Here is a 12623-nt window from a genome sequence, read left to right on the forward strand (position 1 = left end):
GGATCACCGCGGAGACAAATCAACTGCCGACAGGGCCCGTTCACCCGTTCCTGTCACCAGGACTACCAGGGTTTCCTGTGCTTCCCGGGCTACCGGGTTCGATGTGCGCGACCATCTCCTCCAGCCGCCTGCAGACCCGTTTGATCTCCTCATGGGTCTCGTTCCGCTCGGCGATGACCGCCGCGAGCAGCAGGGCCACCAGCGCGGTGGAGCCGTTGAAGGCCTGGAGCGTGACCATACTGGCGAACAGGTCCTGATCCGCGAACGGGCCGGCGTGCCGCGTCGCCGCGAGGATGGCCAGCGTCGAGACGCCGAGCGCGCAGGGCGCCGCGCCGGCCAGCTGGAATCTGAACGCCGCCCAGATCAGCACGGGGAACACCAGGAACAGCAGCGAGGAGCTGCGGGACTGCGTCGCCAGCACCGTGGCCGCGATGGCGCAGAGCGTCAGCGCCACCGCCTCCACCCAGCGGGCCGGTCTGGCCCGCGCCGGCCACCGCAGTCTGCGCAGCACCAGCAGGAACGGCGTGACCACCAGCACGCCCATGGCGTCCCCCGTCCACCACACCGACCACGTGGACCAGAAGGCGCCCGGGGTCACCGCCCCCGAGAGCATCAGCACACTGCTGCCCACCGTGGAGCTGATCAGCATCCCGGTCAGCGCGCCGAGGAACACCAGGAGCAGCCCGTCGCGCAGCCGGTCGAGCTCGGAGCGGAAGCCCGCACGGCGCAGCAGGAGGTAGGCGACCACAGGAGCCAGGGTGTTCCCGGCGACGATGACCAGGACGGCGAGGGGCGTGGGGCCGATGGACACGTTGGTCAGGAAGGCCCCCAGTGCGATACCGGGCCACACACGCAACCCGAGCAGCAGCAGCGCGGCCAGGGCGAGCCCGGTCGGCGGCCACAGGGGAGTGACCTGCCCCCGCACCAGTTGCTGGAGGAGGCCCAGTTGAGCGGCTCCGTAGTAGACGGCGGCGACAGCGAGAATCCACAGCACCGCGATCCCGTGGTCCCGGACCTCCTCCTTGTGCACCACAGCAGTCTGCGCCGCCGCCCGTGGCACGGCGAGTCGGACGGCCCGGGCGGCTCAGCCCTCGCATGGGCCGTCGTAGCGGGCGACCAGCACGGCGGCGTCGTCACGGTGGCCGGTCAGCTCCGCCACCTTGATCACGGCGGAGGCGAGCACATCGGGGTCGGCGTCGAAACCCGCGCGCACCAGCTTGACCACCTCGGCCAGCCCGGCCTCCATCGGGTAGTCCGGGCCCTCCACCACGCCGTCGGTGATCAGTACGAGCACTCCGGCCTCGATGAGCCGCCGGCGCGTCACCGGATAGTGCTCTCCCGGGACGATGCCGAGCGGGGGGCCGCCGCGGTCCAGGGCGATACCCGAATGGCCACTGGCAGCGGCCCACACCATCGGGACGTGCCCGGCGCGGGACACCGTGAGATCTCTGCTGACCGGGTCGAAACGCAGGAAGCAGCAGGTCGCGAAGAGGCCGAATCCCATGGAGATCAGCAGGTCGTTGGTCCGGCTCAGCACCTCACTCGGATCGCTCGTCGCCTCGGCGAGCGCCCGCAGGCTCGTGCGGACCTGGCCCATGAACGCGACGGCCTCGGCGTCATGACCCTGCACGTCCCCGATGGCGAGCCCGAGCGATCCGTCCAGCATCAGGAACGCGTCGTACCAGTCGCCCCCCACGGCGAGTCCGTCCCGCGAGGGCGCGTAGCGGGCCGCGATATGCACACCGGGGAGCTTCGGAAGCTCGGGTGGGAGCATATGGCGCTGGAGCGCCATGGCCAGCTCGACCCTGGCTCGCTGGAGCTTGATCCGCTCCACGGCCTGGTCGACGAGGCGCCCGAGGGTCAGCAGGAGCTGCTGCGCATCGTCGGGCGGGTGCGCGTGATGTCCCCGCATGACCGCTCCGAAGGTCCCACCTGAGTCCCCCACTCACCTTAGCTGCCGCCCCCATACCTCACCTCCACAGGCGAAAGCGCAGGTCAGGCCGATTGTCAGTGGTGCCGTCCACCATGGACACATACGGCCACGATGCCGTAACACGACGACAGGAGGTTCGTCATGGCCAGCTCCCACGCCGCCGCCGCACGGCGGCTCCGCACAGACGGCCCTGCCCCCTCACTGCCCGGGTCCTCGCTGGGAGGCCCGGCGAGCGACATCCATCCGGTCATGCGGCGCTCATCCGCGCCGCCGGCCGCTGTCGAACTGCTAGCCCAGGCCCGCGCCGGTCTCGAAGAAGCCGCCGGACTGCCCACCCCCAACGAACGCTATGCCACCGCCCACCTCGCCGCCCTGCGCACCGCGGCGGCCGTGCTCGCCGTCCGCGGCCGTCCCGAGACCAGTGCGCGGCGCCGGTCCCGGATACGGTCCGCCTGGGAGGTGCTCCCGGAGACAACACCGGAGCTCACCGAGTGGAGCGCGCTCTTCGCCTCCGGCGCGGCGCGCAGGGCGCGTGCGGAGGCGGGTATCCAGGGCGCCGCCACCGCCCGCGACGCAGACGATCTGCTGCGTGACGCAGCCATGTTCCTCCGGCTCGTCGAACGGATGCTCGTGCTCCAGCCGGTGCTGCCGGCCGCCAGGGCCGAGCCCGGGGCCACCGGGCCTGAGGCCACCGGGTCCGGGGCCACCGAGCCTGGAGCCACCGGGTCCGGGGCGCCCGGGTCAGTGGCGGCGAAGAGCCCTTCCGGCCGGGGTGGTACGGGGAATGCCGTGGGGTGACGGGGAGGCGGGGCTGAGGCAATAGGGTGGGAAGGCCGTGCATGAGAACCAGGCCGTGTTCCAGAAGCCGCCGCCCGCCGAGCCAGGCGGGAGTTCTCAGGTCCGGTCTTGCCTGCAACGTCACACGCCCCGCCCCGCGGGGCGGCACCGCGCCGAGGAGTCAACTGCCGTGCCGGACCAGATGCGCCCCCAGCGGCCCCGCACCGAGGGCAGCCCCTCCCGGGCCTCCCTCCGTACCGCCGTGGTCTGGGATGTCGTCAAGGACGCCCTCGACCGCCGCACCAGGGAGAGCGGGAGAGGCGCGCTGGACGTCCTGGACACCGGCGGCGGCTCCGGCAACTTCGCGGTGCCCGCCGCTCTCCTCGGTCACCGGGTCACGGTGGTCGACCCCAGCCCGAACGCCCTGTTCGCGCTGGAGCGCCGGGCCGCCGAAGCCGGTGTCGCCGACCGGGTGCGCGGAGTCCAGGGCGATGTCCACGGCCTGTTCGACGTGGTCGACCGCGGTGGCTTCGACATCGTGCTCTGCCACGGTGTGCTGGAGTACGTCGACGACCCCGCGGAGGGCGTGCGCAACACGGCGGAGGCCCTGCGCCCGGGCGGCTCGCTCAGTCTGCTCGCCGCCGGCCTCGGCGGAGCCGTCCTCGCCAGGGCGCTGGCCGGACACTTCACCGAGGCCCGGCACGCCCTCGCCGACCCGGCCGGCCGCTGGGGCGAGGGCGATCCCGTGCCACGCCGCTTCACCGCCGAGCAGCTCGCCGACCTGGTCGCGGCGGCCGGAATGAAGGTCGGCGCCGTGCACGGAGTGCGGGTCTTCGCCGACCTGGTGCCCGGTGTTCTCGTGGACACCGAGCCCGGGGCCCTCGAGGCCCTGCTGAAGCTGGAGGAGGCCGCGGCCGAGCTGCCCGCCTTCCACGCGGTCGCCACTCAGCTCCACGTCTTGGGCGAGAAGCACGGCTGAGACGGGGCTCCGCCCCCGCTGATCAGCACGGCAGCCGCAGACGGAGTACGTCACTCATCCCCCTTTCGGGGCGTCGGCCCCGTATGATCGGGGGACATCGTCCGGCATGACGGATCGGCGGCTGGGGAATCAACGCTTCAGCAGTCGGGCCGCCATGACGGCCCTATAGCAGCGAATTGGGCACTGGGCGGGTTTCACGGGGGTGATTCCCTGCCTATCCTGAAAGGGCCGTTTACCGGTCGCCCCAGCGACCGACGACTAGGAGGACTCCGTGCCGCTCTCAGAGCACGAGCAGAGAATGCTCGAGCAGATGGAGCGAGCGCTGTACGCCGAAGATCCCAAGTTCGCGACAGCGCTCGAGGGAAGCGGGCTGCGTACGTACACCCGGCGACGGGTCTACCAGGCGATCGCCGGCTTCCTGGTGGGTATCGCGCTCCTCATGGCCGGAATGGTCACCACAGTGATCTGGATCAGTGTGGTGGGCTTTCTCGTCATGCTCGGTTGTGCGGTCCTCGCAGTCACCGGCTGGCGCAAGGCGCCGAAGCCGGGCGAGCAGGGCCCCGGGGCGCAGCAGGCGCGTCGGCAGCCCAGGCAGCGCCGGTCCGTGATGGACCGGATCGAGCAGCGGTGGCAGCGCCGCCGCGATGAGCAGGGCCACTGAGGCCTCCCGTCAATTCCTGATCGTCGCCGCCCCGGACGCCGCCCACGGCGTCCCGACCGGAAAACCGGCTACGGAAAACCACATACGACCGAGGGGTGACCGCGTTTCAGCGGTCACCCCTCACCCGTTCGGCGCAGTGCGCCACTCCTACGGCGCAGCAGACACTGCGCCGGCCCGGACAGTGTGCTGCTGGGCGGCCTTCGGCGGGGGAGTCCGACCATTGCAACGTCCCCTCGGCCCCGGGGGGCCTGGGGAGACCCCACCCCCTCGGCCCCGGGGGGCCTGGGGAGACCCCACCCCCTCGGCCCCGGGGGGCCTGGGGAGACCCCACCCCCTCGGCCCCGGGGGCCTGGGGAGACCCCATGCATCTGATGCCGCGGGGCTGATCCTCAAAGATCGCCCGGACAGGGCCTAGCCGCGCTGGCGTGCGAGGCGGCGGAGGCGGTCCGTGGCCGGGGACAGGACACGGTCACGGGTGGCTGCCCACCGGTCCGCGGCCGCGGACCACCGGCCGGACAACGCCCACATGACCCGCGCGGACGAGCGCGGCAGCAGCAGGGCGCGAAGGCGCCCGACCCGGCTCGACCGGGCGGACAGCCCCGAGCGGACTCGCCGCACATCCTCCACCAGCCCGGTCGCCGGACCCGGGGTCGGTGCATACAGCACCTGCTCCACGGCCCTGGCCACCCGGTGAACGGCGTCGGTGGCACCGTCGGTGGTGTCGGCACCGCCGACCGTGCTGTTGTCGAGCTGCCCGAGCCGTACGATCCGCGCCGCCGTCTTACGCGGCGTCTGTGAATCGTCCGGGGGGATGCCGTGGTCCCAGGCCGAGTCGCAGATCTCCCGCCAGGCGGCCAGCACGCGCGCGGAGGCATCCTCCGTATCGCCGGGACCGTCCTGCTCGGCCGTCGATCTCGCGTCCGGCTCCACGAGTGGCTCATCCGAAGCACCCGGGGCCCGTCCACCGGGCTTCCCTCCCGTGCGGACATGTCGGTCCGAGCCGAGCCGGCGCGCCCGCACCCTCAGCCGCCACAGCATCGGCAACAGCGGCACAAGCACGATCGCGACCCCGGCGAGCCCCCACCCCAGGACCGCTTGCAGCGACGGACCCTGGTCCGCGGCCCCCGCTGTGTCCTGTGGCGCCGCGGCCCCGCAGTCCCCGAGTCGCAGATCCCCGGCCGCGCAGCTCGACGAGCTGGACGGAGCGGTCGACGCCGCCGCCGAGCTGCTCGCTTCGGGCTGCGCCGGAGCGCTGGGCGTGTCGGACGGCGCCTGCGCCCTGGCGTAGTCAGGAGCGCTGCCCCGCGTAGGAGTGGGCTCGAACCGAGTCCACCCGGCGCCCTCGAAGTAGAGCTCGGGCCAGGCATGGGCATCGCGGTTGGTGACCGATGCGGCCCCGCCCGCCACCGGCGAACCAGGAGTGAAGCCCACCGCGACCCGTGCCGGTATGCCCAGCGTCCGAGCCATCGCGGCCATCGAGAAGGAGAAGTGGACGCAGAATCCCTCCTTGCTCTTCAGGAACCGCGAGATGCCCTCCGCGCCTCCGCCCGACTGCACCCGGGTCGAATAGGTGAAGCCGCCCTTCGACGCGAACCAGTCCTGGAGCTTCACCGCCCGCTCGTAGTCGCTCGTGGCGCCCTTGGTCACCTGCACCGCGGTCTCCCGCACATCGGCGGGGAGCTGCGCTGGCACCTGGGTGTATTCCTTCAGCAGCTCCGAGGGGGGCCTGGGCGCGTCGGCGAGCTGTTCACGGGTCGGCTTCACCTGGAGGCTGGTGACCTTGTACTGAAGTCCGCTCGTGGTCTGACCGTGGTCGCCGATGATCGTCCGGCGCGCCGGGTCGAACCGCCACTTCCCGCCGACCTCCACCTTCGTCGCGGGATACGGCATCGGCAGCCAGCCCTGCTGGTAGGAACCGGCGACGGAGATGTTCGTACGGACCTCCGTCGTGGCGACGGAGTCGCTGAGCCCCTCGGGTCTGGGCAACTCGCCGGGGATGTCGGTCACCGAACGCTGGGAGAACTTCCAGGAGTCCCCGTCGAACTGGTTCAGCGCGAGCAGCCGCAGATACATCCCGTTGGTGTCTCCCGCGTTGGTCTTGTACTTCAGCCACTCGCTCAGCCCGGGCTGGTTGAGTGTGTCCTGCAGAGTCACCACCGGGTTGACGGCGTTGATCGTGCCGCCGCGCCCACCGCCCGCACCGGGCCCGTTGCCCGCGCCTCCCAGCAGTCCGCCGTTCAGGGAGGGCAGTACGACCGGGACGGCCAGCGCGACGCCGAGCGCGAGCGCGCCGATCCTGCGGCCGGTGCGCACTGGCGCCTGCGGCCCGCCGCCGCCCAGCTCGAAGCCCCCCGTCCCGGCGCCCGATGCTCCCGGCGCACCGCCGAAGACCCGGCCCCACTGCGACAAACGGTCCCTGCCCTCCGCGAGCAGCAGCAGCAGATAGCCCACCGCCGCCAGGAGGAACCACAGCCAGCTGGCATCACCCCCGGACAGCGCAGCGGCCACCGAGTACAGCGCCAGCAGCGGCAGACCGGCCGGGGCCGCACTGCGGAAGGTGACCGCGAGCGCGTCCACCAGGAGACCGATCAGCAGCACCCCGCCGACCAGCATCAGCCTGATCCCGTCGGTGGCCGGTGCGGGCGCCGCGTAGCGTCCGACGTCCTGGACGCCGGACGACAGCAGATCGCTGAAGTGCACCCAGGCTTCCGGCCCCGGGATCAGTCCCAGCACCGCCTGCTCCCGGGCGAAGCACAGCGTGAGCATCAGCAGCGCAGCGACCGCCTGCACGGCCACCGTCAGTGGCCGGGCCAGCGGCACCCGCCGGGTCAGTGCGCCGACCCCGCTCTGCACGGCCACCAGAAGCGCCGCCAGCACGATCCAGGTCGCCGGATCGACCAGTGGCATCAGGGCGCCCGACGCCATCACCGTGGCGGCGTAGGCGCACAGGGCCAGTCTCGTGCGACCGCTCATGACCGTCCCCCCGAAAAGCCGCTCGCACTCACGCTCGCACTGCGGGACGAGTCGGCCGGCGAACCAGCCGGAGCAGCCGCGGAATCCGATTCCGGCCGCTCTCCGGCCGCAAGACGCCACAGCTCGGGCAGCGCAGCACCGGCCGGCACGGCCACCGTGGTCCAACCCGACTCACGCAGCCCGCGCAGCCGCTCCTCCACCGCACCCGGCACCGCGCCGCTGGTCAGCCAGGTGCCGCTGTCCAGGACGAACGCCACCGCGGCGGCGCAGCGCTGCCGCATCCGGGCGGCGATCGCCGCCTGTTCCTCGTCGAGATCCCCGAAGAAGGCGACCAGCAGGCCTTCGTTCCCACCCCGTAGCACGTCGTACGCCCGGGACAGACCCGCACCGTCCGAATGGTCCACGACCGCGAGGGTGTCCAGCATCAGCCCCGCTGAGTCCGCGGAGTTCTGCGTGCCCCCGGCGTATCCCTCGGAGCCCGCACCGGGCACCGAACTCCCGGTGTCGGTCAGCAGCCGCACCGCGAAGCCCCGTTCCAGCATGTGCACCAGCACCGACGCCGTCGCCGAGACCGCCCACTCGAAGGCCGAGTCAGGACCCGCGCCCTGGTAGGCGAGGCCACGTGTGTCCAGCAGCACCGTGCACCTGGTCCGCTGGGGCTGCTCCTCACGGCGGACCATCAGCTCGCCGTAGCGCGCCGTGGAACGCCAGTGCACCCGGCGGAGGTCGTCGCCGTGCCGGTACGCACGCGGAATGATGTCGTCGTCGCCCGCGAGAGCCAGCGACCGCTGCCGTCCGTCCCCGTGCCCGGCGGCCTCGCCCGCCAGCCGCACCGGCGGCAGCGGCTCGGTCCGCGGTATCACCGTGAGCAGGTCGGAGGCGCTGAACGAGCGGGTCAGCTCGCACATCCCGAACGGATCGCTCAGCCGGAGCTGCAACGGCCCCAGCGGATAGCGCCCCCGCAGATCGGAACGGACCCGGTAGGACACCTCGCGACGCCCGCCGGGCTCCACCCGGTCCAGCACGAACCGCGGCCGCGGGCCAAGCACGTACGGCACATGGTCCTGGAGCATCAGCAGGCCGGTGGGCATCCGCGACACATTGTCCATCCGCAGATGCACCCGCGCCTCCGACCCGGCCGGCACCCGCGGAGGGGACAGCCTGCGGGTCGCCGCGACCCGGTAGCGCGTGCGGTACAGCACGGCGGTGCAGATCAGCGGAAGCACCGCGAGCAGCAGCCCGACCCGGAGCAGATCGCTCTGTCCCAGCACATACGCGCAGACCGCGGCGGCGATACCGGCCGCGAGGAAGGACCGGCCGCGTGTGGTCAGCCCGCCGAGAGCCGCCCGCAGACCGCTCTTGTCCTCACCCTCCGGGGAAGGGCCACCGGTGGCCGCAGGGCTCCCCGACACCATCACAGCCGCCGGGCCCCGGGCTGCTGGTGGCCGTAGAGCCCGCCGGACGGCGAAGGCCGCGTCACGCCGCCGTAGCCGCTGTCGTTGCCCGAGGTGGGCACCGGAATCCGGGCCAGGATCTCCAGGACGACCTGCTCGGACGTACGGCGGTTGAGCTGCGCCTGGGCGGTCGCCAGCAGCCGGTGCGCCAGCACGGGCACGGCGAGCGACTGCACATCGTCCGGCAGCACGTAGTCCCGGCCGGACAGCGCCGCGGAAGCCTTCGCCGCCCGCAGCAGATGCAGCGTGGCACGCGGCGACGCACCGAGTCTGAGGTCGGGGTGGGTGCGGGTCGCGGCGACCAGCTCCACCGCGTAGCGCCGCACCGACTCGGCGACATGGACCGTGCGCACCGCGTCGATCAGCTTCACGATGTCGTGGGCGTGGGCTACCGGCTGGAGGTCGTCGAGCGGCGACTCCCCGCCGTGCACGTCCAGCATCTGAAGCTCGGCCTCGGGGGTCGGATACCCCATCGACACCCGCGCCATGAAGCGGTCCCGCTGCGCCTCGGGCAGCGGATAGGTGCCCTCCATCTCCACCGGGTTCTGCGTGGCCACCACCATGAACGGGCTGGGCAGTTCATACGTCTGCCCGTCGATGGTGACCTGTCGCTCCTCCATGGACTCCAGCAGCGCCGACTGGGTCTTCGGCGACGCGCGGTTGATCTCGTCGCCGATCACGATCTGCGCGAAGATCGCCCCGGGCTTGAACTCGAAGTCCCGCCGCTGCTGGTCGTAGATCGACACACCTGTGATGTCCGACGGCAGCAGGTCCGGCGTGAACTGGATACGCCGCACCGAACAGTCGATGGACCGCGCCAGCGTCTTCGCCAGCATGGTCTTGCCCACGCCCGGCACATCCTCGATGAGCAGATGCCCCTCGGCGAGCAGCACGGTCAGCGAAAGCCGTACGACCTCAGGCTTGCCCTCGATCACACCCTCGACCGACCTGCTGACACGCTCCGCCGTTGCGGTCAGATCTGTGAGGCTCGCTCGATCGTCATAGGTCGTCACCCGGCCCTCCTCGGCCCTTTCCATGGGCCGATGCGCTGCGAACGGCACGGCCCACCCCGAAACACGGACACCACACCCGGCAGCCGCCGCCGTGGTGTCACTCCCGCATTCTTGTTGCCGCTGCCGCTTCGTGTCACTCGCCTGTGGATAACTGGGACGCACGCCGTACTCGCCGCGTATGACGTACTACGGTCCGCGCCGCCGGTTCATTCAGCCGGGTCGATCTCCCTCAGCAGTCCGCTCGTGACGTCGAAGACGAATCCCCGCACGTTGTCCTTGTGCAGGAGGAACGGCGATGTGCGCACCCGCTGCATGGACTGCCGTACATCCTGGTCGACATCGCGGAACGCCTCCACCGCCCAGGACGGCCGCTGCCCGACCTCGTCCTCCAGCTCGTGCCGGAAGTCCTCGGTCAGCTTCTCCAGGCCGCAGTTGGTGTGGTGGATGAGTATCACGCTGCGGGTGCCGAGGGCACGCTGGCTGATGGTGAGTGAGCGGATCACATCGTCCGTGACCACGCCGCCGGCGTTGCGGATGGTGTGGCAGTCGCCGAGCTTCAGGCCGAGGGCCTTGTGCAGGTCGAGGCGTGCGTCCATGCAGGCCACCACCGCCACGCCCAGCACGGGACGTGCGTCCATACCGGGGTCGCTGAACCCCGAGGCGTACCGCTCGTTCGCCGCGACGAGCTGGTCGGTGACGGTGCCGCTCTCGACAGCGGCTTCGGCGGGTGGGTGCGCAGAGGTCGACATGGCTATGACGGTACTGGCCGCAGCTTCTCCGGGCCCGCCATGAGAGCTGGACGAAGAGCGACAAAGAGCGTCAATGAACCGTGCTGTGAGGTAACCCACAGGTGGGAGCCCGCCGAGCCCGTACGAGTGAAGCGCTCCGATCATGGACGGCCCGTCCGACCGGCTGTGCGACGCGCCAGCCGGTTGATTGACCGGCCCGTCCAGTGGACTAAAGTGACGCGGAGTGTCCGGCCCGCGGCCATGGCCACGGGCGTGGACGCATCCTGCACATTTCCATGATTTTCCCGCGTGTGCGGCGTGGCACCGGCAACGGCATGCGAACGGCATACGTACGCCCCCGGCGCCCCGGCATCCGAACGCGTCGGACCTGAGAGGGCGCATTGAGCCAGCGACACGTCCCGGTGATGCTCCAGCGGTGCCTGGACCTGCTGGCACCCGCCCTGGAGCCGGCACCTTCCGGGGACGAGGCACAGGCTCCCGTCGTCGTGGACTGCACCCTTGGGCTCGGCGGCCACAGCGAAGCGCTGCTCACCCGTTTCCCCGAAGCCCGCCTGGTCGCGCTCGACCGCGACAAGGAGGCGCTGCGGCTGTCCGGCGAGCGGCTCGCCCCCTTCGGGGAGCGCGCCACGCTGGTGCACGCCGTCTACGACGAGCTGCCCGAGGTGCTCGACCGGCTCGGCACCCCCCGGGTCCAGGGCGTCCTCTTCGACCTGGGTGTCTCCTCCATGCAGCTCGACGAGGCCGACCGCGGTTTCGCCTACGCCCAGGACGCCCCGCTCGACATGCGTATGGACCAGACGACCGGCGTCAGCGCGGCGGAGGTGCTCAACACCTACCCGCCCGGTGAGCTGGTGCGGATCCTGCGCACCTACGGCGAGGAGAAGCAGGCGAAGCGGATTGTGGCGGCGGTCGTGCGCGAGCGCGAGAAGGAGCCGTTCAGCCACAGCGCCAGGCTTGTCGAGCTGATCCGCGACGCCCTGCCGCAGGCCGCCAAGCGCACCGGTGGCAATCCGGCGAAGCGCACCTTCCAGGCGCTGCGGATCGAGGTCAACGGCGAGCTGTCGGTCCTGGAGCGGGCGATCCCCGCCGCGGTGCGGGCCCTCGCGGTCGGTGGCCGGATCGCCGTGCTCTCCTACCACTCGCTGGAGGACCGGCTGGTCAAGCAGGTCTTCGCGGCGGGCGCGGCCAGTACGGCCCCGCCCGGGCTGCCCGTGGTGCCCGAGCGCTACCAGCCCCGGCTGAAGCTGCTGACCCGTGGCGCCGAACTCCCCACCGAGGAGGAGGTCGCCGAGAACCGCCGCGCGGCGCCCGCCCGGCTGCGTGGCGCGCAGCGGATCCGCGAGGACGCACAGTGACAGCCGCCGCGGCACCTGCGACGGCAGTCCCGGGGACGAGCCGTCCGGTGCCGGCGGCCGGGTGAGGGAGGGTACGTGGTGAAGAAGGCCGCCGGTCAGCTCAGGGGACGGGCCGCCCGGCTGGCCGGGCTGATGCCGTCCGGCCCCAGCACCGCCGCCCGTACGCCGTTCGTCCTGCTTGTGGTCGTCCTCCTGGGCGGTGGCCTCATCAGCCTGCTGCTGCTCAACTCCTCCCTCAACGAGGGGTCGTTCGAACTGAGCGAACTGAGGAGGAAGACCACCGAGTCCACCGACGACGAACAGGCCCTCCAGCGGGACGTGGACAGCCGCTCGGCCCCCGACGCGCTCCAGCGACGGGCCCGAGAGCTCGGCATGGTGCCCGGTGGCAACCCCGCGTTCCTGGACCCGGACGGCAAGGTCAGGGGAGTGCCGAGGAAGGCCACGGCCGAGCCGTACGCGGCCCCGGAGACCCCCGCCGCGACGCCCGGCGCCGCGTCCCCCGCTTCCTCCGCAGCACCCCCTGCCCCGTCTGCGGGCGCATCTGCCGCGCCCGGTTCTCCCCCCGCGTCCGCGAACCCCGCACCATCCGCGAGCCCTGCCGCGCCCGCCGGCCGAGCGGAGCCCGCGAATCCGGCACTGCCCGCGACCCCTGTGCGGCCCGTGGCCCCCGCGAAGCCCGCAGCCTCCCAGACACCGCAGCAGCCGTCCACGAACTCCGGCAGGTGACGC

General features: G+C 71.8%; 11 protein-coding genes. 5 read left to right on the forward strand and 6 right to left on the reverse strand.

From position 1 onward, the window contains the following. Positions 1 to 40 precede the first annotated feature (40 nt). Both ACFV6V_RS05165 and ACFV6V_RS05170 read right to left on the reverse strand, forming a co-directional pair. Positions 41 to 1033, reverse strand: coding sequence for an MASE1 domain-containing protein (locus tag ACFV6V_RS05165; protein ID WP_385559286.1), 993 nt, complete (start codon positions 1031 to 1033; stop codon positions 41 to 43). Positions 1034 to 1084: 51 nt separating this feature from the next. Continuing rightward, positions 1085 to 1912, reverse strand: coding sequence for a PP2C family protein-serine/threonine phosphatase (locus ACFV6V_RS05170; RefSeq protein WP_385559289.1), 828 nt, complete (start codon positions 1910 to 1912; stop codon positions 1085 to 1087). Between the two features lie 162 nt (positions 1913 to 2074). Here ACFV6V_RS05170 and ACFV6V_RS05175 point away from each other — a divergent pair, with 162 nt between their 5' ends. The 3 genes from ACFV6V_RS05175 (at position 2075) to ACFV6V_RS05185 (ending at position 4350) form a co-directional block, all read left to right on the forward strand. Then, a complete protein-coding gene (locus ACFV6V_RS05175) occupies positions 2075 to 2731 on the forward strand; it encodes an SAV_6107 family HEPN domain-containing protein (protein WP_385559291.1) in 657 nt (218 codons plus the stop codon). 169 nt (positions 2732 to 2900) lie between these two features. Continuing rightward, positions 2901 to 3689, forward strand: coding sequence for a methyltransferase (locus ACFV6V_RS05180; RefSeq protein ID WP_385559294.1), 789 nt, complete (start codon positions 2901 to 2903; stop codon positions 3687 to 3689). A gap of 271 nt (positions 3690 to 3960) precedes the next feature. After that, on the forward strand, positions 3961 to 4350 hold the full coding sequence (locus ACFV6V_RS05185) for a DUF3040 domain-containing protein (protein WP_338676176.1): 390 nt from the start codon (positions 3961 to 3963) through the stop codon (positions 4348 to 4350). Positions 4351 to 4761: 411 nt separating this feature from the next. Here ACFV6V_RS05185 and ACFV6V_RS05190 read toward each other — a convergent pair whose 3' ends face one another. The 4 genes from ACFV6V_RS05190 to ACFV6V_RS05205 all read right to left on the reverse strand — a co-directional run bounded on the left by ACFV6V_RS05190 (position 4762) and on the right by ACFV6V_RS05205 (position 10539). Continuing rightward, entirely contained in the window at positions 4762 to 7323 is a 2562-nt protein-coding gene (locus tag ACFV6V_RS05190) for a DUF3488 and DUF4129 domain-containing transglutaminase family protein (RefSeq protein ID WP_385559298.1), read from the reverse strand. Beyond that, positions 7320 to 8738 carry a DUF58 domain-containing protein gene (locus ACFV6V_RS05195; RefSeq protein WP_385559300.1) on the reverse strand — a complete coding sequence of 473 codons (1419 nt, stop codon included), beginning with the start codon at positions 8736 to 8738 and terminating at the stop codon, positions 7320 to 7322. Before ACFV6V_RS05195 ends, ACFV6V_RS05190 begins: the two co-directional genes overlap by 4 nt. Next, positions 8738 to 9790 (reverse strand): AAA family ATPase, encoded by a 1053-nt coding sequence (locus tag ACFV6V_RS05200; RefSeq protein WP_385559302.1) that lies wholly within the window; start codon positions 9788 to 9790, stop codon positions 8738 to 8740. Before ACFV6V_RS05200 ends, ACFV6V_RS05195 begins: the two co-directional genes overlap by 1 nt. Positions 9791 to 9996: 206 nt before the next feature. Further along, on the reverse strand, positions 9997 to 10539 hold the full coding sequence (locus ACFV6V_RS05205; protein ID WP_385559305.1) for a beta-class carbonic anhydrase: 543 nt from the start codon (positions 10537 to 10539) through the stop codon (positions 9997 to 9999). Positions 10540 to 10919: 380 nt separating this feature from the next. On the opposite strand from ACFV6V_RS05205, the gene rsmH reads away from it, so the two are divergent. Together rsmH and ACFV6V_RS05215 are read left to right on the forward strand one after the other, a co-directional pair. Further along, the gene (rsmH, locus tag ACFV6V_RS05210; RefSeq protein ID WP_385559308.1) at positions 10920 to 11894 is read left to right on the forward strand and encodes a 16S rRNA (cytosine(1402)-N(4))-methyltransferase RsmH; all 975 of its coding nucleotides are present in this window, start codon (positions 10920 to 10922) and stop codon (positions 11892 to 11894) included. A 78-nt stretch (positions 11895 to 11972) separates the two neighbouring features. Beyond that, positions 11973 to 12620, forward strand: a complete 648-nt coding sequence (locus ACFV6V_RS05215; RefSeq protein ID WP_385559369.1) for a septum formation initiator family protein — start codon at positions 11973 to 11975, stop codon at positions 12618 to 12620. Positions 12621 to 12623: the final 3 nt, after the last annotated feature.

The sequence above is a fragment of the Streptomyces sp. NPDC059828 genome (assembly GCF_042731955.1).
Lineage (GTDB): Bacteria > Actinomycetota > Actinomycetes > Streptomycetales > Streptomycetaceae > Streptomyces.